General features: G+C 60.4%; 26 protein-coding genes, 1 tRNA gene and 2 pseudogenes. 11 read left to right on the top strand and 18 right to left on the bottom strand.

The genetic code is table 11. The features are described 5' to 3' along the window. Positions 1-27: 27 nt before the first annotated feature. Both infC and thrS read right to left on the bottom strand, forming a co-directional pair. Entirely contained in the window at positions 28-579 is a 552-nt protein-coding gene (gene infC / locus NVV94_RS09170; RefSeq protein WP_178118997.1) for a translation initiation factor IF-3, read from the bottom strand. Continuing rightward, positions 579-2,501: a threonine--tRNA ligase gene (gene thrS, locus NVV94_RS09165; RefSeq protein WP_258446871.1), complete on the bottom strand. Its 1,923-nt coding sequence runs from the start codon at positions 2,499-2,501 to the stop codon at positions 579-581. Before thrS ends, infC begins: the two co-directional genes overlap by 1 nt. Positions 2,502-2,886: 385 nt before the next feature. Between thrS and NVV94_RS09160 the strand changes: the two genes are divergently transcribed. Together NVV94_RS09160 and NVV94_RS09155 are read left to right on the top strand one after the other, a co-directional pair. Next, entirely contained in the window at positions 2,887-3,186 is a 300-nt protein-coding gene (locus tag NVV94_RS09160; RefSeq protein ID WP_258446870.1) for a hypothetical protein, read from the top strand. Positions 3,187-3,478: 292 nt separating this feature from the next. After that, positions 3,479-3,691, top strand: a complete 213-nt coding sequence (locus tag NVV94_RS09155; protein WP_003179963.1) for a cold-shock protein — start codon at positions 3,479-3,481, stop codon at positions 3,689-3,691. Positions 3,692-3,746: 55 nt separating this feature from the next. Here NVV94_RS09155 and NVV94_RS09150 read toward each other — a convergent pair whose 3' ends face one another. Together NVV94_RS09150 and NVV94_RS09145 are read right to left on the bottom strand one after the other, a co-directional pair. After that, complete coding sequence (locus NVV94_RS09150) at positions 3,747-4,064, bottom strand: I78 family peptidase inhibitor (protein ID WP_258446869.1); 318 nt, start codon at positions 4,062-4,064, stop codon at positions 3,747-3,749. A gap of 126 nt (positions 4,065-4,190) precedes the next feature. After that, entirely contained in the window at positions 4,191-4,493 is a 303-nt protein-coding gene (locus NVV94_RS09145; protein WP_258446868.1) for a hypothetical protein, read from the bottom strand. A gap of 187 nt (positions 4,494-4,680) precedes the next feature. On the opposite strand from NVV94_RS09145, the pseudogene NVV94_RS26820 reads away from it, so the two are divergent. Continuing rightward, positions 4,681-4,860, top strand: a pseudogene (locus NVV94_RS26820) (hypothetical protein); the annotation flags it as partial. A 21-nt stretch (positions 4,861-4,881) separates the two neighbouring features. Here NVV94_RS26820 and NVV94_RS09140 read toward each other — a convergent pair. From NVV94_RS09140 to NVV94_RS09110, 7 genes and pseudogenes are all read right to left on the bottom strand, one after another. Beyond that, entirely contained in the window at positions 4,882-5,850 is a 969-nt protein-coding gene (locus tag NVV94_RS09140) for a nucleoside hydrolase (RefSeq protein ID WP_258446867.1), read from the bottom strand. A 46-nt stretch (positions 5,851-5,896) separates the two neighbouring features. After that, positions 5,897-5,989 (bottom strand): annotated as a pseudogene (locus NVV94_RS09135) (RbsD/FucU domain-containing protein); the annotation flags it as partial. Further along, complete coding sequence (gene rbsK / locus NVV94_RS09130) at positions 5,986-6,903, bottom strand: ribokinase (RefSeq protein WP_258446866.1); 918 nt, start codon at positions 6,901-6,903, stop codon at positions 5,986-5,988. The pseudogene NVV94_RS09135 and the gene rbsK, both read right to left, overlap by 4 nt. 9 nt (positions 6,904-6,912) lie before the next feature. After that, positions 6,913-7,941: a LacI family DNA-binding transcriptional regulator gene (locus NVV94_RS09125; protein WP_258446865.1), complete on the bottom strand. Its 1,029-nt coding sequence runs from the start codon at positions 7,939-7,941 to the stop codon at positions 6,913-6,915. Positions 7,942-7,943: 2 nt separating this feature from the next. Next, positions 7,944-8,933: an ABC transporter permease gene (locus tag NVV94_RS09120; RefSeq protein ID WP_258446864.1), complete on the bottom strand. Its 990-nt coding sequence runs from the start codon at positions 8,931-8,933 to the stop codon at positions 7,944-7,946. After that, the gene (locus tag NVV94_RS09115) at positions 8,930-10,483 is read right to left on the bottom strand and encodes a sugar ABC transporter ATP-binding protein (protein ID WP_258446863.1); all 1,554 of its coding nucleotides are present in this window, start codon (positions 10,481-10,483) and stop codon (positions 8,930-8,932) included. The genes NVV94_RS09120 and NVV94_RS09115 overlap by 4 nt, the downstream gene beginning before the upstream one ends. A 46-nt stretch (positions 10,484-10,529) precedes the next feature. Then, on the bottom strand, positions 10,530-11,489 hold the full coding sequence (locus tag NVV94_RS09110; RefSeq protein WP_258446862.1) for a sugar ABC transporter substrate-binding protein: 960 nt from the start codon (positions 11,487-11,489) through the stop codon (positions 10,530-10,532). A 394-nt stretch (positions 11,490-11,883) separates the two neighbouring features. Between NVV94_RS09110 and NVV94_RS09105 the strand changes: the two genes are divergently transcribed. Beyond that, positions 11,884-12,972 carry an asparaginase gene (locus NVV94_RS09105; protein WP_258446861.1) on the top strand — a complete coding sequence of 363 codons (1,089 nt, stop codon included), beginning with the start codon at positions 11,884-11,886 and terminating at the stop codon, positions 12,970-12,972. A 47-nt stretch (positions 12,973-13,019) separates the two neighbouring features. Here NVV94_RS09105 and NVV94_RS09100 read toward each other — a convergent pair whose 3' ends face one another. After that, entirely contained in the window at positions 13,020-13,208 is a 189-nt protein-coding gene (locus tag NVV94_RS09100; RefSeq protein ID WP_258446860.1) for a YgdI/YgdR family lipoprotein, read from the bottom strand. Positions 13,209-13,490: 282 nt separating this feature from the next. On the opposite strand from NVV94_RS09100, the gene NVV94_RS09095 reads away from it, so the two are divergent. Both NVV94_RS09095 and NVV94_RS09090 read left to right on the top strand, forming a co-directional pair. Continuing rightward, a complete protein-coding gene (locus NVV94_RS09095) occupies positions 13,491-13,739 on the top strand; it encodes a DUF1654 domain-containing protein (RefSeq protein WP_258446859.1) in 249 nt (82 codons plus the stop codon). A gap of 4 nt (positions 13,740-13,743) precedes the next feature. Then, complete coding sequence (locus NVV94_RS09090) at positions 13,744-14,433, top strand: endonuclease I family protein (protein ID WP_258446858.1); 690 nt, start codon at positions 13,744-13,746, stop codon at positions 14,431-14,433. Between the two features lie 4 nt (positions 14,434-14,437). Here the strand turns inward: NVV94_RS09090 and NVV94_RS09085 are convergent, their stop codons facing one another. Continuing rightward, a complete protein-coding gene (locus NVV94_RS09085; RefSeq protein WP_258446857.1) occupies positions 14,438-14,863 on the bottom strand; it encodes a GTP pyrophosphokinase in 426 nt (141 codons plus the stop codon). Between the two features lie 103 nt (positions 14,864-14,966). Then, positions 14,967-15,527: an SPOR domain-containing protein gene (locus NVV94_RS09080; RefSeq protein WP_258446856.1), complete on the bottom strand. Its 561-nt coding sequence runs from the start codon at positions 15,525-15,527 to the stop codon at positions 14,967-14,969. Between the two features lie 174 nt (positions 15,528-15,701). On the opposite strand from NVV94_RS09080, the gene NVV94_RS09075 reads away from it, so the two are divergent. After that, positions 15,702-15,950, top strand: coding sequence for a hypothetical protein (locus NVV94_RS09075; protein ID WP_258446855.1), 249 nt, complete (start codon positions 15,702-15,704; stop codon positions 15,948-15,950). A gap of 190 nt (positions 15,951-16,140) precedes the next feature. Here NVV94_RS09075 and NVV94_RS09070 read toward each other — a convergent pair. Beyond that, positions 16,141-16,217 (bottom strand) — tRNA-Val (locus NVV94_RS09070). Positions 16,218-16,401: 184 nt separating this feature from the next. Between NVV94_RS09070 and NVV94_RS09065 the strand changes: the two genes are divergently transcribed. Further along, complete coding sequence (locus tag NVV94_RS09065) at positions 16,402-17,685, top strand: FAD-binding oxidoreductase (protein WP_258446854.1); 1,284 nt, start codon at positions 16,402-16,404, stop codon at positions 17,683-17,685. 63 nt (positions 17,686-17,748) lie between these two features. On the opposite strand, the gene NVV94_RS09060 is transcribed toward NVV94_RS09065, so the two are convergent. Then, entirely contained in the window at positions 17,749-18,429 is a 681-nt protein-coding gene (locus NVV94_RS09060) for a peptidase C39 family protein (RefSeq protein WP_258446853.1), read from the bottom strand. Positions 18,430-18,649: 220 nt separating this feature from the next. On the opposite strand from NVV94_RS09060, the gene NVV94_RS09055 reads away from it, so the two are divergent. Continuing rightward, positions 18,650-18,820, top strand: a complete 171-nt coding sequence (locus NVV94_RS09055) for a hypothetical protein (RefSeq protein ID WP_258446852.1) — start codon at positions 18,650-18,652, stop codon at positions 18,818-18,820. 67 nt (positions 18,821-18,887) lie between these two features. Here NVV94_RS09055 and NVV94_RS09050 read toward each other — a convergent pair whose 3' ends face one another. Further along, a complete protein-coding gene (locus NVV94_RS09050; RefSeq protein ID WP_258446851.1) occupies positions 18,888-19,646 on the bottom strand; it encodes a TerC family protein in 759 nt (252 codons plus the stop codon). Positions 19,647-19,677: 31 nt separating this feature from the next. Continuing rightward, positions 19,678-19,923, bottom strand: a complete 246-nt coding sequence (locus tag NVV94_RS09045) for a hypothetical protein (protein ID WP_258446850.1) — start codon at positions 19,921-19,923, stop codon at positions 19,678-19,680. Positions 19,924-20,055: 132 nt separating this feature from the next. On the opposite strand from NVV94_RS09045, the gene nhaR reads away from it, so the two are divergent. Beyond that, positions 20,056-20,964 (top strand): transcriptional activator NhaR, encoded by a 909-nt coding sequence (nhaR, locus tag NVV94_RS09040; RefSeq protein WP_258446849.1) that lies wholly within the window; start codon positions 20,056-20,058, stop codon positions 20,962-20,964. Between the two features lie 223 nt (positions 20,965-21,187). Then, positions 21,188-22,417, top strand: a complete 1,230-nt coding sequence (gene sstT, locus NVV94_RS09035; protein ID WP_258446848.1) for a serine/threonine transporter SstT — start codon at positions 21,188-21,190, stop codon at positions 22,415-22,417. Positions 22,418-22,420: the final 3 nt, after the last annotated feature.

The following is a 22,420-nucleotide window of genomic DNA, read 5'->3' as shown; positions in this document are numbered from 1 at the left end:
ATCGCAAGGCCTGCCGTGCCCTGTTGATTACTTCTTTTTCTTGGGGGCGATGACCATGATCAGCTGGCGTCCTTCCATCTTCGGATGCTGTTCGACCGAGCCATATTCGAGCAGGTCTTGTTCGACCCGCTTCAACAGCTCCATCCCCAGCTCCTGGTGAGCCATCTCACGGCCGCGAAATCTCAAGGAAATCTTGGCCCTGTCCCCATCACTCAGGAAACGTACCAGGTTGCGCAGTTTTACCTGGTAATCCCCTTCCTCCGTCCCTGGACGAAACTTGATCTCTTTAATCTGGACCTGCTTCTGGTTCTTCTTCGCGGCAGCGACCTGCTTCTTCTTTTCGAAGATGTGCTTGCCGTAGTCCATGACACGGCAAACCGGAGGTACTGCGTCGGCAGAAATTTCTACCAGGTCCAGCTTCGCTTCTTCAGCGATACGAAGCGCTTCATCAATCGAGACGATGCCAATCTGCTCGCCGTCAGCGCCAATTAACCGAACCTCGCGTGCCGAGATATTCTCGTTGATCGGGGCCTTCGGTGCAGTTCGTTTATCTTGTCTCATTTCACGCTTAATAATAATTACTCCGAATCATGGCGACCACGCCGGGAAACCGCTTGAGCGAGGAATTCAGCGAATTGGGCGACGGGCATGGAGCCCAGGTCAGCGCCTTCACGTGTACGCACAGCGACAGTTTGCGTTTCGACTTCCCGATCCCCGATAACCAGGAGATAAGGAACCTTGAGCAAAGTATGCTCGCGGATTTTAAAGCCGATCTTTTCATTTCTCAAGTCAGACTTGGCACGAAATCCGCTTTCAAGCAGATTTTTTTCCACTTCGTGAGCAAAATCTGCTTGTTTATCAGTGATATTCATGATCACTGCCTGAGTCGGAGCCAGCCACGCAGGGAACGCACCCTCGTAGTGCTCGATCAGGATACCGACAAAACGCTCGAAGGAACCGAGGATCGCCCGGTGCAACATGACCGGGTGCTTGCGGCCGTTGTCTTCGGAGACGTACTCGGCGCCCAAACGGATCGGCAGGTTGAAATCGAGCTGCAGTGTACCGCACTGCCAGACGCGGCCAAGGCAATCTTTGAGCGAAAATTCGATTTTCGGCCCGTAGAAGGCGCCCTCGCCCGGCTGCAGGTCGTACGCAAGGCCCGCGCTGTCCAGCGCCGCGGCCAATGCGCTCTCGGCGCGATCCCACAGCTCGTCGGAACCGACGCGTTTTTCCGGACGAGTGGACAGCTTGAGCTCAATGTCCTTGAAGCCGAAATCGGCGTAGACGTCCAGGGTCAGCTTGATGAAGGCGGCCGACTCGGACTGCATCTGCTCTTCGGTACAGAAGATGTGCGCATCGTCCTGGGTGAAGGCACGCACACGCATGATGCCGTGCAGGGCACCCGATGGCTCGTTGCGGTGGCAGGCACCGAACTCGGCCAGGCGCATAGGCAGCTCGCGGTAGCTCTTCAAACCCTGATTGAACACCTGCACGTGGCACGGGCAGTTCATCGGCTTGATCGCGTAGTCGCGGCTTTCCGACTCGGTGGTGAACATGTTCTCGGCGTAGTTGGCCCAGTGCCCGGATTTCTCCCACAGGCTGCGATCGACCACTTGCGGGGTCTTGATCTCCAGGTAGCCGTTGTCACGCTGCACCTTGCGCATGTACTGCTCGAGCACCTGGTACAGGGTCCAGCCGTTGGGGTGCCAGAACACCATGCCCGGGGCTTCTTCCTGGGTATGGAACAGGCCCAGGCGCTTGCCGATCTTGCGATGGTCGCGCTTTTCGGCTTCTTCGATGCGCTGAATGTAGGCCGCCAGCTGCTTCTTGTCCGCCCAGGCGGTGCCATAGACGCGCTGCAGTTGCTCGTTCTTGGCATCGCCGCGCCAGTAGGCACCGGAAAGCTTGGTCAACTTGAACGACTTCAGGAAGCGCGTGTTCGGCACGTGCGGGCCACGGCACATGTCGACGTATTCTTCGTGGTAGTACAGGCCCATGGCCTGCTCGTTCGGCATGTCTTCGACCAGGCGCAGCTTGTACTCTTCGCCACGGGCCTTGAACACATCGATCACTTCGGCACGCGGGGTCACTTTCTTGACGACGTCGTAGTCCTTGTCGATCAGCTGATTCATGCGCTGTTCGATGGCGGCCATGTCGTCGGGCGTGAAAGGACGCTCGTAGGCGATGTCATAGTAGAAGCCTTCGTCGATGACCGGGCCGATGACCATCTTGGCGGTCGGATAAAGCTGCTTGACCGCGTGACCCACCAGGTGGGCGCAGGAGTGGCGGATAATCTCCAGCCCCTCGGCATCCTTGGGCGTAATGATTTGCAGGGTGGCATCGGCCTCGATCGGATCGCAGGCGTCGACCAGCTTGCCGTTGACCTTGCCGGCCAGGGTGGCCTTGGCCAGGCCGGCGCCAATCGAGGCGGCGACTTCAGCAACAGTCACGGGATGATCGAACGAACGTTGACTGCCGTCGGGAAGAGTAATAGTTGGCATGGCGCCTCCTCTCCTAGTGGTGACCCCTACCAAAGGTCACGTGGGTTGGGATGAGCCAGTACAAGATTCGAACCAGGCCGTTTGGTAACGCCTGCCTTACATTGGCAGGAGCCGTCAGGCCAACCAGGATACGAACCAGAGTGACTGGATTAACACGAATTCGGGTGGTTTACCGGGAAGCGCGGCCAGATGCGGCCAGCAGACGTTCCCGAGCCGGGCATCCTAGCACAGAAAACCCGCGTGTTTGGCGCTGGCGCGGGCAATCCAGGGCAAATTGTGCAAATTGTGCAAATTGGCGGCATCGGGTGAACTCGAAGGGATTTTTTCCCCTCAGATACCAAGAGGGTTCTACTCTTGAACTACCTGAACACAAGGAGTAACCGGTATGCGTTTTCAGCCCCTTTTCTCCCTGATCGTCGCTTGCGCCATGACCTTGCCCTTGAGCGCCCATGCCGACTGGCCCAAGGGCGAACGCGAGAAGTACATGGACGACTGTGAGGCGGCCGCCATGCAAAACAAAGTGAGCAAGTCAACCGCGCTCAAGCATTGCGATTGCAGCGCAAAGGTCATTGACAAGAAATTCACGAAAACGGAGGTTGAAGAGCTGAACCGGGACGGCCCGCGGGTAGCCCTGGTAAATCGCCTTTTGAGTGAGGTAGAGAAGACCTGCGGCACCGCAAATTGAGCTCAGGCTGGCCACGACAGATGCGCCTTGTGGGCCGCCGAGGGCTGAAAAAAGGCCGTTTCATCTGATTAATGCAGATTTCTCAGCTTTTTTTTAGCCCCCCTCATTTGGCCTCATCCCCAGCAAAACCGGGGGTCAGAGGCCAAAAACGGGGAAACATCCAGTCAAATGTTTCGCAACAGGCGCATCTAAAAAGGTTCTCAGGCGTACATTTAGACTATGATGTCTCCGTGTGCCCAGTTGGCCTGAGCAGCACAGCACTACTGAATATTATGTTTCTTGGAGATACACCATGTCTAATCGCCAAACCGGCACCGTAAAATGGTTCAACGATGAGAAAGGCTTCGGCTTCATCACTCCTCAAGGTGGCGGTGACGACCTGTTCGTACACTTCAAAGCTATTGAATCCGACGGTTTCAAAAGCCTGAAAGAAGGCCAAACCGTTTCTTTCGTAGCAGAGAAAGGCCAGAAGGGCATGCAAGCTGCTCAAGTTCGTCCGGAGTAATTCTCCCCGAACGAAAAAAACCCGTCCTTGAGACGGGTTTTTTTGTGCCTGCGATTCAGCCGCAGTTGACCCGGATGATTGCACCGCGGTCATCGGCGTTAAGGTTCAGCCGATCGGAGCGGTACTCCAGCGTGACCATATCGTGCGGCTTGAGGATGCGCGCAGTCTGCGCCCCTGCGCGCGTACGCGCCTGTTCCAGCAACGCGGGCGATGCCTGCTTGCCGATGGCAAAATCGGCGGCGCCGGCCTGGCAACGACCATCGGAATTCGACGCGGCGACCTCAGGCGCTTTGGAGGTCGAACCCGACGAAGAACAGCCGGCCAGAACGATGGCTGCCAGCACAGCTCCCAATGATGCACGCATGCGAGACATGAATCCTCCTTGTAAAAAATAATGGCTGCTTGTGCGACACCGCGAGTCGCGTTTGGTTGCAAAACGCCGCAAGTCTGCCTGACCCGGTATCACGAAGGGATAACAAATCGTGACCGGATATTTAATTCAGTAGACATCGATGTAATCAAAAGGCGGGTTGGGCCAGTTCTGCTGCAAGGCATTGAAAATCTGCTGCACCCAGACTTCATCGCTGGCCGCTACCGGCCCCACGCAACCGGAACCGGCGGCCCAGGTTTCCAGACGAAAGGACAGGCCATCGGTATCGGCCCCGCCGACCACGGTCGACATGAAGGCAATGCCCTCCCGGGTAACCCGCAACTGGTTGTGAACCGTACCGTCGGCCGCGGCAATCAGCTGGCGCACAGCCTCGCGCGTGAACTGCGCAGGGTCATTCAGATCGATTTGCACAACGGGGTTCCAGGCAATGAAAGATGCTTAAGTTTGCCACGCTCCCGCCCTTATGCCTAAGTAGCAATGCCAGAGCCGCGGCAAAATGGTTTACTGCCAGCATTGAAGCCGGGGACGTACCATAATCAGCGATACAATCCTTGCAACCGACAATCAGTTCACGTCACATCATGTATGGAGAAACCCTATGTCGACTCTCTCCATAGACGCCGATATCAAGGTCACGCGACAAGACGGGCATAGCGCTTACAGTCCAGGCACCACTGAGGAGCTGGCCATTATCGCCATCGATCTGCTGGTCAAGGAACTGGGGGGTGAAGCCGCTCACCAATTCATTGGGCAAGTGCTCGAGCGATACGGCATCGACACGCCTTTCCACGCCGAAACATCATCCCAGCCGAGCCAGACGGGCACAGAGAAGGTCGAAGACGCCTTGGGGGTCACCATTTTCGATCCAAAGGACGTTGGCCGACAATCCTGAACCCCTCCCACCCTCGATCCGGGCTTGACCGAAGGTCGGCCCCTCATGGCAGTCGACGCTCATATGAACTGGACGACCACGGAACAATTCGGGCTGCAGCAGGTAAGCAATCACACACGCATCGTGCACCGGCCCTCCCGACAGGCCGTAGCGCTCCATGTCGGCTGCGACATAGGCCTGCAGAATCGCAACGACCAGAGCGCCAGCCCGATTACCCAATGTAGCGAGCTGCCTGAACCGTGCCTCGCTGGTCAATATCCGGTGAGTGACATCCAGCGACAGATAAACCACCCTCGCGCCGCTGGCCAGCACCACCTCGGCCGCGTGCGGGTCGGCATAGAGATTGAACTCGGCCGTCGGGGTGATATTGCCACCCATGGTCTGCGCCCCACCCATCACAACCACCTCGCGGATACCGCGAACGATGTCCGGCGCCTGGCGCAGCGCCAAGGCAAGGTTGGTCTGCGGCCCGAGCATGGCCAGGGTGATGCTGTGCGGCTCGGCCTTGGACAAGATGTCAATCAAGTGCTCGACCGCACCACCGGTCGCCAAGCCTTGCCGAGGCTCTTGGACGCAGAACCCCGGCAAACCTTCCTGGCCATGAATGTCTTCGGCGTAAATCGGCGCGCGCTGCAAAGGCCTCGCGGCGCCGGCATAGACCGGCACCTGTTCGCGCCCTGCCCACTCCCGAGCCAGGCAGGCGTTGCGTGACGTCTTTTCCACCCGAACATTGCCCGCCACCGTGGTGATGGCCAGCACATTCAGCGCCTCGGGCGATGCCAGCGCCACCAGCAAGGCCACCACATCGTCGACGCCGGGATCGGTGTCGATGATCAAGTCATGCCGCAGAGTCTTTACCGCTGTCACTTCGACCATCGCCAACCCTCACCGAGCTAGAACGTCACGCCGGCAACCAGTGCGACAACCCGGCATCAGCAATCACGACGATATCACCGTGCCCCAGCGAGGCAACCAATCGCGACAAGGCCACATTGAGCAAAGGCGTCTTTTTCATGGCCTGAACCCCTGAACGTCATTGAGACCGGGAATCGACGGCTGCGCGCCGGCCCGCGTGACCGACAGGGCCGCCGCCACCTGACCGAAGGCAATGGCCTCGCGTTCGCTTTTGCCCTGGGCCAGCGCCGCCGCAAAGCCGCCGACGAACGTGTCCCCTGCCCCCGTGGTATCCAGCGCTTGAACCGGCAGCGCCGCAAAGTGCTCGAAACACTGCCCGTCGGCAAACAACGCGCCCTGCTCACCCAGCGTAATGATGACCTTACCCGCCCCGAGCGCCAGCAGACGACCCGCAGCCGCCTCGGCCGATTCCAGGGAAACCACCGGCAAGCCGCTCAAGGCTGCCGCTTCGCTCTCATTGGGGATCAGGTAGTCGATCGACGCATACCAATCGGCGGGCAGCGGCCCGGCAGCCGGGGCAGGGTTTAGAATGACGGTCTTGCCCAATGCTCGCCCGCGCGCAAGCGTATGTTCAACCGTCGCCTGGGGCACTTCGAGCTGACAGATGATCACTTCGGCCTGTTGCAGCAGCCCGTCGAAATGCGCCACGGCCGCAGGGGACAACTGGCCATTGCCGCCGGCCACGACCACGATCGCATTCTGGCTGCTGGCATCGACCACGATCAACGCCACGCCAGTGGCAACCCCTTCGACGGACGTCACCGCCTGGCAATCGATCTGTTCGCGCTCGAGCGCCGCGCGCAACTGCTCGCCATAAGCGTCGGCGCCGACGCACCCGATCATTGCCACCCTGGCACCCAGGCGCGCCGCCGCCACGGCCTGGTTGGCCCCCTTGCCACCGGCCACCGTCGCAAAGGATTCACCGGCCAGGGTCTCGCCGGCACGCGGCAAGCGCTCGGCGCGGGTTACCAGGTCCATGTTCAAGCTGCCCACCACTACAACGTTCACGTCCATGTCCATGCCTCACGGGCTTGCGCGGTAATCATTGAAATGGCCCGAGCGCGGCGCCGTGGATTCGCGCAGGACGATGCTCGGTGCCACGATTTTGTGCTCGATACCCCCGTCGGGCTGCATGATCCTGCGCAGCAACATCTCGGCCGCCATCTCGCCCAGCTCGCGGATCGATTGCCCTACCGTGGTCAACGCGGGATACACATATTTGCTCATCTGGATATCGTCGAAGCCGATCACCGACAACTCACCCGGCACCCGGATATTGCGCTCGGCGGCCGCTCGCAACACCCCCATGCCGATCAAGTCGTTGGCCGCGAATATCGCTGTGGGACGATCATGCTCGAGCAGTTTCACCGCCGCCTCGTAGCCACCCGGGCTGGTGAAATCACTTTCGACCACCCGCTGCGAAACCACCCGCACCCCTGCCTCATCCAGTGCCCGGCGATAACCGGACAGGCGCATTTGCGCGACGCTGGTGACGGTGGGGCCATTGATGCAGGCGATATCGCGATGGCCGAGATCAAGCAGATGCCGGGTCGCCAGGTAAGCACCCTGTTCATGATCGATGCGCACCAGGTCGGCATCGACACCCTCCAGCTCACGGTCGACGATGACCATCGGCGTGCGCACGGTTGCCAGACTGCTGAGCAGGTCGACCTGCTCCCCCACCGACGCCACGATAAGGCCGTCGATTCGCTTCTCCAGCAGCACCCGCAAGTAGTTGCGCTGCTTCTGCGGGTTGTCGTCGGAGTTACACAGGATCACGCAATAACCATTGCGCTCACAACAGTCCTCGATACCCCGGGCCAGTTCGGCAAAGTACGGGTTGATGCTATTGGGCACCAGCAGGCCGATGGTGGCAGTGCTCCTGGCCTTGAGCGAACGCGCCACGGCACTGGGCACGTAATCGAGCTCGGCAATCGCCTCCTCGACTTTCAACCGTACACGCTCACTCACCGGGCGCGTCTTGTTCAGCACATGGGAAACTGTGGTGTAGGAAATGCCCGCCAGCGCGGCTACATCTTTGATCGTTGCCATTTTCAGGTCCGCCGGCGAGCGCGCCGGCTGCGATAGGTGTCAAGGATCACGGCGATGACAATCACCGCCCCGGTAATAATTCGCTTGGTTGGCTCAGTGGCACCGATCTGCGCCAACCCTGCGGCCAGCACGGAAATGATCAGCACACCGAAGAACGTACTGATGACCGAGCCACGGCCGCCCATCAGGCTGGTACCGCCGATGACCACGGCGGCGATGACTTGCAGCTCCAGACCGGAACCGGCGTTCGGGTCGGCCGCTTCCAGCCGGGAGATCTGAAACAGCGCCGCCAGCCCGGCGAGCAGGCCCATCAGCGAGAACACCAGGACCTTGTAGGGCCTGGGATTGATCCCGGCCAGGCGCACGGCCTCCTCGTTGGTGCCGATGCCGATCAGGTAGCGCCCGAACACCGTATGCGTCAGCACGGCCTGGGCCAGGATGATCACCAGCAAGGCGATGATGAAGGACGGCGAAATGCCGAAGGCCATCGGCTCGGACAGCCAGGCGAAGGCATCACCGATATAAGCCGTACGTGAGTCGGTCATCTGGTAGGCCACGCCCCGGGCCATTTCAAGAACGCCCAGCGAGACGATGAACGATGGAATCCGCCAGGCCACGGTAATCGAACCGGTGATGGTGCCCGCCAACGCCGCGCAGCCCATCCCCAGCAAGGCCGCCGGCAGCACGTTCCAGCCCCAGCCGAGAATTGCCACACTGACCGCCGAGGCCGCCAGGGCCAGGACCGAGCCCACCGACAGGTCGATGCCGCCGATGATCAACACAAAGGTCATGCCCACCGCCAGCACCATCAGGTCCGGGATCTGGTTGGCCAGGGTGCTGAACGTGGCATAGGAGAGAAAGTGACTGCTGAGCAGCGAAAAAAGCGCAATCAGTGCCAGCAAGGCACTGGCCAGGCCCAGATAGCTTCCCAAGCCATAGAAGCTGCCGCCGCGCTTGCCGGCGGTGGCCACAGTGAGAGTAGAGGTCTTCATGAATCCTTCCTGAGTGCAGGCTCATCGAGCCGCGCATCACGTTTCTGGTAGCCGGCAAAGGCGGCCACCAGCAATTGGTCCCGGGTCCAGCTGTCACGCTCGAATGTATCGATCAAGCGTCCCGCCGAGAGCACGCCGATGCGATCGCAGATCAGCATGAGTTCACGCAGATCGCTCGATACCACCACCAGCGCCTTGCCCTGAGCGGTCAACTCACCCAGTAACGCATAAATATCGAACTTCGCCCCGACATCGATGCCGCGGGTCGGCTCATCGAACAGCAACACCGTACAGTCGCGCTCAAGCCAACGACCAATCACTACTTTTTGCTGGTTGCCGCCGGACAGCTCGCCAACCACCTGATCGGCACTCGAGCTGCGAATGCGCATGGCATCGATCTGGCGCCGGGCCAGGGCCTGCTCGGCCCTGCCATCGACCAGCCCGCCGCGAGAAATCGCCGGCATATTGCCCAGGGCAATATTGGCCTCGATCGACTGCGACAACAGCAGGCCTTCGCCCTTGCGATCCTCTGTGATCAATGCGATCCCGTGACGCACCGCATCGACCGGCGAGCGAATACTCACAGGCCTTGGCGGCGAACCCAATTCGATGGTGCCGCTGTCGGCTGGATCGGCGCCGTAGATCAGGCGCAGCAACTCGGTCCGCCCTGCCCCGATCAACCCGGAAATCCCGAAGATCTCGCCACGACGAACCTGAAACGAGACATCGTGCACCTTGCCCGCCCGGCCGAGCCCCTTTACCGCCAGTATCGGCTCGCCGATCTGCCGCGAGGCCGGTTCAATGTGCTCGCCCACCGTGCGACCGACCATCAGGCTGACCAGTTGCGCGCTGTCGTAGCGTGCCATGGGCTCGACACAGACCAGTTGACCGTCGCGCAGCACGGCGATGCGCTGGGCAATGCGCGCCAGCTCTTCGAGGCGATGAGAGATGTAGACAATGGCCACCCCGCGCCGCTGCAGCCGCTCGATCTGCGTAAAGAGCAGTTCGACCTCACGGGCCGTCAGCATCGCGGTCGGCTCGTCGAGGATCAGCACATGGCAATCGCCGATCAGGTTGCGGGCAATCTCGACCATCTGCTGGTGACCGATACCCAACTCGCCGACCAGAGTGTCCGGATCGATCGCCTCCAGGCCGACCTGAGCCATCGCTGCGAGCGCAGCCTGGCGCAGGCGCTTTTGATTGATCCAGCCACCCTTGCCGGGCAGATTGTCGAGAAACAGGTTTTCGGCGACGGTCAGGGTCGGCAGCAGGTTCAACTCCTGCATGACCATGCGCACGCCCAGGGCTTCCGCGGCCGCGCGACTGCCCGGCCGATAGGGTTGCCCCCGGAACTGCATGTTGCCGGCGCTCGGCGACTCCAGGCCTGCGATGATTTTCGAGAGCGTGCTCTTGCCGGCGCCATTTTCACCGGTCAAGGCCAGGACCTCGCCACGCAACAATTGCAGGTCGATATCGGCCAGTACCGGTTGCACATAGGTCTTGCCGATACCGCTGACCGAGAGCACGGCAGCCGAAGCAGTCGCAGACATCAGGCATTCTCCAGGCGCCTGCCGGGCAGGCAGGCGCAACATGTTGCTACTGCTTGGTGATCAGCTCGACCGGCGTCTGGATCACGTTGTTGGCATCCACATCGACCGGCTCGTTCCTGAGCATTTTCAGCGCCGCCTCGATGCCGAACACCGCCTGCCGGGCTGCGTACTGGTCTGCGCTGGCCAACACCCGGCCGTCCTGCAGCATCGGCTTGATCGCATTGATGTTGTCGTAACCGACGACTTCGACCTTGCCCGCCTTGCCCGCCGCCCGAACGGCGGAGACGGCGCCCAGGGCCATGCTGTCGTTACCCGCCAGCAAGGCCTTGAGGTTTGGATATTCATTGAGCATCGCCGCCGCCACCGCATTGCCCTTGTCGATTTCCCAATTGCCGGACTGGATGGAAACGACCTTCATCTGCGCGGCCTCCATCGCATCCTTGAAGCCCGCCGTGCGCTGCTGGGCATTGGTGGTGGTCGACACCCCTTCGATAATGCCGACCTCATCGCCGGCCTGCAGCTTGCCTGCCAGGTAGTCACCGACCAGGCGTGCGCCCTTGCGGTTGTCGGGCCCCACGAAAGGCACGCTGATGTGCTTGCTCTTGAGCACGCCGGGGTCGAGCTGGTTGTCGATGTTGACCACCTTGATGCCGGCATCCATGGCCTTCTTGATCACCGGCACCAAGGCCTTGGAATCGGCCGGAGCGATGACCAGCGCATCGACCCTGGAGACGATCATCTGCTCGACGATGCGGATCTGATTGCTAGTGTCGGATTCGTCCTTGATCCCGTTGGAAACCAGGTCGAAATCGGCGGGGTGTTCTTTTTGATACGCCTTGGCACCGTCTTCCATGGTCAGGAAGAATTCATTGGCCAGGGATTTCATCACCAGGGCGACCTTGGGCTTTTCGGGGGTTTGGGCAAACGCGGCAGAGAGTGGCGTGACGGCGGATACGGCAGCCAGCATGGCGACAACAAGCAAGCGTCCGGCAAAGGGTTGCTTCATGTGTTCACTCCGATCTTATGATTATTGTGCTTGCAAACTTGTCGGGCTGCCTGGGTGAGGCCTTAAGCTGATCATTGGCCGCGCAAACGTTTGCGTTGGTAAACTATGCGAACACTGCGAGAGTTTGTCAACTCAACTCGCAGCCCCCCAGCCTACTTGGCCAACCCCCTAAAAGTCCGTAGGACTTTTCCTTAAATCTTCGGGAATCCGAACCGGGCCATGTAATCCCGTTCGGGTTTTCGACTATTGCACTCGCAAGCCTAGTTCACCGAACGAAAGTATTTCAATGTTTATCAAGGAGTTAATGGCAAAAGCCGGAAAGTACCTGAAGTGGTACGGATTCTGCTGGGGACCCGAGGCAACACAGCTACTCAACCCATAAGTGAGAAAAACGATGAAAGCTGCGCTACAGACCTTCGCCCCAGGCGCCATGGCCTTGCTGTTGTTACTTCCCGCCGCCACTTCGGCCAAGGAAGTCGAAAACAAGCAGAAACTCGCCAACGTGGTAATCCTTGCCACCGGCGGCACTATCGCCGGTGCCGGCGCCAGCACCGCCAATAGCGCGACCTATCAGGCCGCCAAGGTCGGTGTCGACAAACTGATCGCCGGCGTGCCGGAACTGGCCACTCTGGCCAACGTGCGTGGCGAGCAGGTCATGCAGATCGCATCCGAAAGCATCTCCAACGAAAACCTGCTGCAACTGGGCAAGCGCGTCGCCGAACTGGCCGACAGCCCGGATGTGGACGGCATCGTGATCACCCATGGTACCGACACCCTGGAAGAAACCGCCTACTTCCTCAATCTGGTGGAGAAAACCGCCAAACCCATCGTGGTCGTAGGCTCCATGCGGCCTGGCACGGCGATGTCGGCCGACGGCATGCTGAACCTTTACGACGCCGTGGCGGTAGCCAGCAGCAAGGAAGCACGCGGCAAAGGCGTGCTGGTAACCATGAACGACGAAATCCAGTCCGGTCGCGACGTCAGCAAGACGCTCAACATCAAGACCGAGGCCTTCAAGAGCCCCTGGGGCCCGCTCGGCATGGTGGTGGAAGGCAAGTCCTACTGGTTCCGTCTGCCCGCCAAGCGCCACACGGTGGACTCGGAATTCGATATCAAGACCATCAGCAGCCTGCCGGCCGTCGATATTGCCTACGGCTATGGCAATGTCAGCGACACAGCCTACAAGGCTCTGGCCCAGGGCGGTGCCAAGGCGATCATCCATGCCGGTACCGGCAATGGCTCGGTGTCTTCGCGCGTAGTGCCTTCCCTACAGGCCTTGCGCAAGGATGGCGTGCAGATCATTCGCTCATCGCACGTCAACGCCGGCGGTTTCGTGCTGCGCAATGCCGAGCAACCCGACGACAAGAACGACTGGGTGGTGGCGCATGACCTGAACCCGCAAAAAGCCCGGATCCTGGCCATGGTTGCCCTGACCAAGACCCAGGACAGCAAGGAACTGCAACGGATGTTCTGGGAATACTGATCGCGTGAACGCTGCCGCCCCCTCCTCGCGAGCGGGTCGGCACTCGCTCAATCCTCTTCCTTGATGTTGGCGACCTCGTCAGCCCTGACCCTGACGTGGCGCCCGGAAATATCCGTGAACTGGACGAAGCCGTCCCGGGTATAGGTCCTCGGCGAATCCTTGGTCACGTATTGCGTACCATCTTGCAGCATCACCACAGACGATGACGAACAGCCGGCCAGGCTGCAACCAGCCACCCAAGCCCCAACGCTCTCCCGTTCATGTCAGCCCCTCTTCTCGGCTGGACAGCGCATCCAAAAGCGTAGCGCCGATCCCGGCGATGTGTAGACCCAAGGACACTTCCTGCTCATCTCTGGCCAGGCAAATCCCGCGCAAGCGCCGGCCTGTAAAAAAAATTTCGACAGACGACACCAAATCACCTCTTCCACTGTCAGAAGCGCACTTCAACTCACGAGTTGTTGCGATTTGGCCTACAGTGAAATACTGTATGCACGTACAGCTAAAATAAGGAATGCTTCGTGGCAACTACTTCTGCAGCATCGACCCCCGCCAGCAGCTATGAACAGCTAGGCCTGCGTATTCAGAAGATCATCAACTCCCCCACCGCGCAAAAATCCAGGTCAGCCCTGATTTTTCGCCTCGAGCACGAGTCATCCAGCGATTGGGAAACCCTGCTCGAAGAAATCGCTGAAAACGACAATGTGACGCTGGCTCATCGCGATGATGGCGGCGTGCAATTGTTCTGGGTCGTGCCGAAGGAAGATTGAGCGAATGAGTGTTCGTGGTTTTGCTGTGTTCTGTCTGTTTTTCACCCTTACCGCCCAGGCCGATGCGCCGCGCACTTTCAAGGAGGCCAAGAAAATCGCATGGCGCCTGTATGCGCCGCAGTCCACGGAGTTCTACTGCGGCTGCAAATACAACGGCAATCGCGTGAACCTGGAAGCCTGCGGTTATGTGCCGCGCAAGAACGCCAATCGCGCGGCCCGCATCGAATGGGAACACATCGTCCCGGCCTGGCACATCGGCCATCAACGCCAGTGCTGGCAGGACGGCGGGCGCAAGAACTGTGCGCGCAACGACCAGGTGTACCAGCGCGCCGAAGCCGACCTGCACAACCTGGTGCCGAGCATCGGCGAGGTGAATGGCGACCGCAGCAACTACAGCTTCGGCTGGCTACCGGTGCAATCGGGCCAATACGGCTCCTGCCTGACCCAGGTCGACTTCAAGGCCAGGAAAGTCATGCCGCGCCCTTCCATCCGCGGCATGATCGCTCGCACTTACTTCTACATGAGCAAGCAGTACAACCTGCGGCTGTCCAAGCAGGACCGCCAGCTCTATGAAGCCTGGGACAAGACCTACCCGGCCAAGGAGTGGGAGCGCCAGCGTAACCAGCGCGTCGCCTGCGTAATGGGGCGCGGCAATGACTTTGTCGGGCCGGTGAACCTCAATGCGTGCGGTTGACGCCTCACCGCCGGGCCAGTAGATAATTGGCGGCACGCCGGTAGCGCTCGAGCCGCGCCAGGTCTTCAGGGCCTGGCGCGGCGATGCGCGAAAGGTCGCTGTTGTCGGCAATGTCGGCAAGCTTGACGACCTTGGCCAGCGGGTCCTGGGCAAGCCTTTCGACGAACGCCTGATAGCTTTCATCCGGCCGCCGGCTCAAGGCCTCGACCGCCGCCAGTACCTTCAGCGGGAAACCCTCACGCGCAAGGTCGGCAAGGGTCATCGCCGAATCCTCGAGCACATCGTGCAATACGGCAACGATCTGCTGCTCGGTGGTATCGACCCGCAGCATGACCCGCAGCGGATGCAATATGTAAGCTGCACCGCCCTTGTCACGCTGCCCCTCATGGGCTTTGGCCGCAACCGCAATAGCCCGCTCTAATGTGGACATCTGGCAGTTCCTCTCGGATGTTGCGCGCCACAGACACACCCTGCTTCATCCCTGCACAGAGCATAGCCTGAGTGCACACGTCACGGCGAGTCGCCCTCTGGCGTTACTCCCGATGCTTGACCACCACCGACTCGATCCCCATGGAGCTCATCAACTGCGCCTTTTTGTCATCGGCCTGGGCCTTGTCGGCAAAAGGACCGATCAGGACCCGCTGCTCACCGTCCCGGGCAACCACCGATGGAATGAAGCCACGCTCGATCAGGCGTGCCGTCATGTCGGATAGCGCGCCCATGTTGCTGCCCGAAACGATCTGCACATCCCAGCTACCCACCGCCTGCCCCGGGTCGGCGTAAGCTTCCTCGCTGACGGGCGCACCGCCGCACAGGGTGCGGATCTCGGCATTGGTCCCGTCCGGATCGAAAACGACCTTGAACTGGCTGTCGCTCTTGATCGCGGCGTAACTCTGATAGCCGCCATACACACCAGCCGCATCCTTGCCCTTGACCTGACCGCAGACATTACCCTGATCGGTCACCCGGACATTGGTGAACTTGGCCGATTTGGGGTTCGCGAGTTGATCGGCCACGGCTTTGTGCGCGACCTCTACATCGCTCCCGCAACCGGTCAACGCCAGCACTGCCATTACCACCGCCAATCTGCGCACACATTTGCCTCCAGCTGAGAAGACCGGCATTTTATCATCGTGCGCCGGCTTTGGCGGCGTCCATATCGTCGCGCCACCGCCCCAGTATTTTTGCGAGCACAATCAAACACCTGCACGACTTGGTTGTCCTAGGGATAACGCGAGCGAATTACCCTCGCGCCCGAGGAGACAATCGTGCTGAAAGCAGTGTTTAAACACCTCTCGAAATTCAGCCTGGCGGCCATGGTCCTGGCTTTGGCGGGCTGCTACCCCCATCACTATGATCGCGACGATGATGGATGGCGCGACCGGGATCACAGGCACCACTCTCGATACGATCGCCGTGACCGCTACGATCGTGACGACCGCTATGAGCGCCATGATCGCTATGACCGCCGTGACCGCCGTGACCGAGACGACGATGACGATGACGATGACGACTGATTATCGGTGACTGTGATGGCCGCATCGCTGGCAAGCCAGCTCCCACAAGGATCAACGGCGGCCGAATCATTGTGGGAGCGGGCTTGCCCGCGATGCCGGCGACGCGGTTGATTTGAGGGAACGCAAAACAAAAAAGGGCGACCCTTTCGGATCGCCCTTTTCTACACCGCCCAGCAGAGCGGATTTTGTTTGGTAGGCGCGATTGGACTCGAACCAACGACCCCCACCATGTCAAGGTGGTGCTCTAACCAACTGAGCTACGTGCCTGCTGTGAGGCGGCATTCTACGGAATTTCATAGGGGTGTCAACTTCTTTTTTTTAGCTAAGCCTATGAATCTGCGGATTTTTTATGAATAACCGGTTTATCGATTTTATCGCCCCGTCTGGTGAACCGAATTTATCTAGGGTAGGATCAGCGCATTCGTTAAAAATATTAAACAGAGGTTGCAGGATGGCGAACACTACCTACCCACAGTCGTATTACGCGGCATCGGCCAATGCCGTCCCCAAGCGCCCGGCATTGCAAGATGACGTTTACACTGACGTGTGCGTGATCGGCGCCGGCTACACGGGCCTTTCCAGTGCGCTGTTCCTGCTCGAGCACGGTTTCAAGGTTACCGTCCTTGAAGCCGCCAAGGTCGGTTTCGGCGCCTCGGGTCGCAACGGCGGCCAGATCGTCAACAGCTACAGTCGCGATATCGATGTGATCGAGCGCACCGTCGGGCCCGAGCAGGCACAACTGCTGGGGCACATGGCCTTCGAGGGCGGCCGGATCATTCGTGAGCGCGTTGCCAAATATAATATCCAGTGCGATTTGAAAGACGGCGGTGTATTCGCCGCTATCACGCCCAAGCAGATGGGCCATCTGGAGGCGCAGAAACGCCTTTGGGAACGTTTCGGTCACACCCAACTGGAACTGATGGACCAGCGTCGCATTCGCGAAGTGGTTGCGTGCGACCAATATATCGGCGGCATGCTCGACATGAGCGGCGGCCATATCCATCCGCTGAACCTGGCCTTGGGCGAAGCGGCTGCGGTGGAATCGCTCGGCGGGGCCATTTATGAGCAATCCCCTGCAATTCGTATCGAACGTGGCGCCAATCCGGTGGTGCACACCCCTGAGGGCAAGGTCCACGCCAAGTTCGTGATTGTTGCCGGCAACGCCTACCTGGGCAACCTGGTACCGGAACTGGCCGCCAAATCCATGCCATGCGGCACCCAAGTGATCACCACCGAACCACTGAGCGAAGAGCTGGCCCGCACGATGCTGCCCCAGGATTACTGCGTCGAAGACTGCAACTATCTGCTCGATTACTACCGCCTGTCCGGCGACAAGCGCCTGATCTTTGGCGGCGGCGTGGTTTATGGCGCCCGGGATCCGGCGAACATCGAAGCAATCATCCGGCCCAAGATGCTCAAGGCATTCCCGCAGCTCAAGGACGTGAAGATCGACTATGCCTGGACCGGCAACTTCCTGCTGACCCTCTCGCGCTTGCCGCAAGTCGGTCGCCTGGGCGACAACATCTACTACTCCCAGGGTTGCAGCGGTCATGGCGTGACCTACACCCACCTGGCGGGCAAGGTACTGGCCGAAGCCCTGCGTGGCCAGGCCGAGCGCTTCGATGCCTTTGCCGACCTGCCCCACTACCCTTTCCCGGGCGGGCAGTTGTTGCGCACGCCGTTTACGGCGATGGGCGCCTGGTACTACAGCCTGCGGGATCGTCTGGGGGTTTAACTCGCCCTCTCCCCCTCGTTCCCACGCTCGTGGGAACGAGGGGGAGGGTCATCGGTGTTGAAATTACTTGGCACCGATCGCCTTCACCGCCTGCGCCGCGGCCTGCTCCTGCCCAGCCTGCGCCAGTTCATTGGCAGCCTTCAGCCAGCGCTGGCGGTCGACCTGGGCCGGCAGTTGGTTGGGCTTTTGCACCAGTACGGCCCAACTGCCTTCCTTCTCCCACGCCGACGTGAAGCTGCCGAAGTCGACCTGCAAGCGACGATTCATGCCCGAGCGCAGCAAAACCCGCTGCTTGTAGCTGTCATAACCGACCAGCAAGGCGTACCGCGGCCCTCCCAGGAACGCTACGCCGTCGCTGTAGCGCAACAGCACCGGATTGCCCGCCGCAACCTGGGTCAGCAAGGCCGGCAGGTTGTGATCGAGCGGATAGACCAGCATGCCGTACTCACGAGCGACGTTCTCGATCGAGCCCTCCAGCGTCGCCACTGAACCCGGCAACTTCAAGGGTTTGTCGAGCAGCCCCGGGGTAATTCTCACGCCCTGTTGCGAGAGCATGCTGGCCAGGGCCATGGAACCACTCTGATTGGCGTTGCCGCGAAAAAACGGCACCCCATTGAGCTCAACGCGCTCGGGCAACCGGCGGATCTCGGGGTCGACGGTGCCTGCGCAAGCAGTCAGCGTCAGGGCCATGACGCCTGCCAGCATCAGGCGTTTGGGCAAGGCGGATCGCAATCGATTCAGCATTATCAGTCACTTGTTCTGGTGCCGGAACGTCGACCATCCGGCTCGGCTCCCGATAATAGGACGGCAGCGTCAACGGGTATAGCCTTTGTGTGCAGTTGGCCATGCGCCATAGAGCAAACCGGCCCAAGCGGCTGGACCATCGGTCAACAGCCTGAAACACGGCAACGACTAGACTATGAGCTGTAGCGAGCGCGAGCTTGCGAAGTCGAAGGAGGCATTCATGAGCCTGACCATGACCATCCTCATGTTGATCGGCGCCTGGCTGGCCGTCGCCGCCGCCATGCTCTGGGGGGTACTGCGAATCGCGCGCCGGCACCACCCTCGACTGCCACAACCTGAGTCGCCAAAACACCTGCGCAAGGGCCACGCCAGACACGCTTCGGCCCACTGATACTTTTTGCGGACAAACGAAAACGGCCGTCCCCGGTACTCACCGGGGACGGCCGTCGTGTTTCAAGTCAGGCTTCGACCGCAGCCCGCTTCTGCCGGGCCCGCCGCGAAAGCATGTTCAAGCCTTCGATTGCGGCCGAGAACGTCATTGCAGCGTAGACATAGCCCTTGGGCACATGAGCGCCAAAGCCTTCGGCGATCAGGGTCATGCCGATCATGATCAGGAAACCCAGGGCCAGCATGACCACCGTCGGGTTGTCATTGATGAACCTGGCCAGCGGTTCGGCCGCCAGCAACATCACCAACACCGCAGCGATCACCGCGATAATCATGATCGGCAGGTGCTCGGTCATGCCCACGGCAGTGATGATACTGTCGATGGAGAAGACGATATCAAGCATCAGGATCTGACCGATCGCTGCGGCAAAGCCCAGCGATACCCGCTGTGAAACGCCCTCCTCAAGCTGTTCGGCCTGGGAGACCGGGTCGACGCTGTGGTGGATCTCCTTGGTGGCTTTCCACAACAGGAACAGACCACCGGCAATCAGTATCATGTCCTTCCAGGAGAACACCTGGCCAAACACCTCGACGACCGGCTCGGTCAACTGCACGATGTAGGCCACGGTGCTCAACAAGCCCAGGCGCAACACCAACGCCATGCTGATACCGATGCGCCGGGCCTTGGCCCGATGCGCCACTGGCAGCTTGTTGGTCAGAATCGAGATAAAGATCAGGTTATCGATGCCCAGCACGATTTCCATCACCACCAGGGTCGCCAGGGCAACCCAGGCGGTAGGGCTTGCAGCAAGTTCTAACAGGTATTCCATTGATCAATCCTGATGCGGCAACGCCGTCTGGTTAAATTTCCCGGGAGGTGTCTTTGCGCTGCCCCTCAGGCGCCGCGCTGTTTTCAGGCACACCATGAGTGGCGTCATGCAAGGCCTGTTGCGCTGCCTCGTTGGTTTTATCGATCGCTTGCTTGGCCGATTCGGCCGCCTGGTTGAGCATTTGCTGGGCGGATTTTTCGGCCTGCTCGCAACCGCTGAGGGCGAACATCGCCATCACCAGGACCAGCGGAGTACCGATGGATTTGAGTTCAATCATGTATTTCTCCCGTAAACCGCCAACCTTCTGATGCTGGCTCCTCGATAGCGCTGCATTCTAAAGACAGCAATACATCAGGAAAATTCGTATTTTTACCGGCTATACTTCGGTTTTTACGATTCGGGAGGCAACATGCTCAATTACCGGCAACTGCATTACTTCTGGGTAGTGGCCAAGACCGGCAGCATCGTGCGCGCCGGTGAGCAATTGAACCTGACACCGCAGACCATCAGCGGCCAGATCACCCTGCTCGAACAAACCTACGGCATCGAGCTGTTTCGCCGGGTCGGTCGCCAACTCGAACTGACCGAAACCGGGCGCCAGACCCTGCCCTATGCCGAGCAAATGTTTCAGCTTGGTGGCGAATTGGAGGCCATGCTGCGGGCGCACCCCGATGAACAGCAGATCCAGTTCCGGGTCGGGGTGGCCGATGTGGTGCCCAAGTCCATCGTCTATCGCCTCATCGCGCCGACCATGGAGCTGGCCGAGCCGATCCGCATTACCTGCCGCGAAGACAAGCTCGAACGATTGCTCGCCGACCTGGCGATCCAGCGCCTGGACCTGGTGATTTCCGACAGCCCCATGCCCAGCCATCTGGACATCAAGGGTTACAGCCAGAAACTCGGCGAATGCGGAATCAGCTTCTTTGCCACCCAGGCACTGGCCGAACGCTGCGGCCAGGCCTTCCCGGCCTGCCTGCACCACGCGCCATTACTGATCCCGGGGCCGGAAACCGTGGTGCGCAGCCGCCTGCTGCGCTGGTTCGCCGAGCAACAACTGCAACCACGGATCATTGGTGAGTTCGATGACAGCGCCTTGATGCAGGCCTTCGGCCAGTCGGGCAGCGGCGTCTTCATCGCCCCGAGCGTGATCGCCGATGAAATCAGGAAGCAGTACGGGGTCAAACTGATCGGCCAGACCGATGCGGTTACCGAGTCGTTCTATGCCATCTCGGTAGAGCGCAAGGTCAGCCACCCCGGTATTGTCGCCATCACCGAGGGAGCTCGACGGGAGCTGTTTACAGGTCAGGCGGCGACTTGAGATGTGAGTCAGCCCAGGACGTCGGCGATCAGGGTGCCGACCGGTATACCGAACACCGTGGTGCAGACCACCCTGAAATCGCGACAACCCCCCACGCGCCCTGCCCCTGCCCAGTGTGCTAAAGTCGCGCCCCTTTTTGCGCCGGCCACCCGCTGGCGCAAGCCCCGGCGCCTCACGGCCAGGCCCACAAGGCCGGCCCTTTGAACAAGACAGAGAAACATCGATGATCGCTGCCTCCAACCCCGTCATGAACCTGCTCAACCGCACCAGCCTGGTGATGCAGATCCTTATCGGCCTGATCGCCGGCATCGCCCTGGCGCTGCTGTTCCCGGCCGTTGCCCTGCAATTGGCCTTCGTCGGCAAACTATTCGTTTCGGCCCTCAAGGCCGTGGCGCCGATCCTGGTGTTCGTGCTGGTGATGGCCTCGATCGCCAACCACAAGCACGGCCAGGAAACCCATATCCGCCCGATCCTGGTCCTCTATCTGCTCGGCACCTTTGGCGCCGCGGTGGTGGCAGTCATCGCCAGCATGACCTTCCCCTCGACCCTGGCACTGGCAACCCATGAAGTGCCGGTCACAGCCCCGGGCGGCATCAGTGAAGTCATGGAGGGCCTGCTGCTGAGCGTGGTGGAAAACCCGGTCAGCGCCCTGATGAACGCCAACTTCATCGGCATCCTGGCCTGGGCCATCGGCCTGGGCATCGCCATCCGCCATGCCGGTGAAACCACCCGCACCGTGCTCGGTGACTTGTCCAATGGCGTCACCCTGATCGTGCATGCGGTCATTCGCTGCGCGCCGCTGGGCATTTTCGGCCTGGTCGCCTCGACGCTCGCGCAATCGGGCCTGGGCGCCCTGCTCGGCTATCTGCACCTGTTGCTGGTGCTGATCGGCTGCATGCTCTTCGTCGCCCTGGTGATGAACCCGCTCATCGTTTTCTGGAAGCTGCGTCGCAACCCCTATCCGCTGGTCCTCACCTGCCTGCGCGAAAGCGGTATCACGGCCTTCTTCACCCGCAGTTCGGCGGCCAATATCCCGGTCAACCTGGCGTTGAGCGAGAAACTGGGGCTGCATGAAGACACTTATTCGGTATCGATCCCGCTGGGCGCAACCATCAATATGGCGGGTGCGGCGATTACCATTACCGTGCTGACCCTGGCCGCGGTACACACCCTGGGCATTGCCGTCGATCTGCCAACGGCGGTACTGCTGAGCGTGGTGGCTGCTATCTGCGCGTGCGGCGCTTCGGGCGTTGCGGGAGGGTCGTTGCTGTTGATTCCACTGGCGTGCAGCCTGTTCGGCATTCCCAGCGAGATCGCCATGCAGGTGGTCGCGGTGGGCTTCATCATCGGCATTTTGCAGGATTCGGCGGAAACCGCGTTGAACTCCTCCACCGACGTCCTCTTCACTGCCGCCGCGTGCCTGGCCCAGGAAGAGCCGGCCGTACGCGCCTGATCC

Source organism: Pseudomonas sp. LS1212 (assembly GCF_024741815.1).
In the GTDB taxonomy this organism is placed as follows: domain Bacteria; phylum Pseudomonadota; class Gammaproteobacteria; order Pseudomonadales; family Pseudomonadaceae; genus Aquipseudomonas.
The sequence above is the reverse complement of the archived record's forward strand: the minus strand, read 5'-3'. Positions and strand labels throughout refer to the sequence as shown.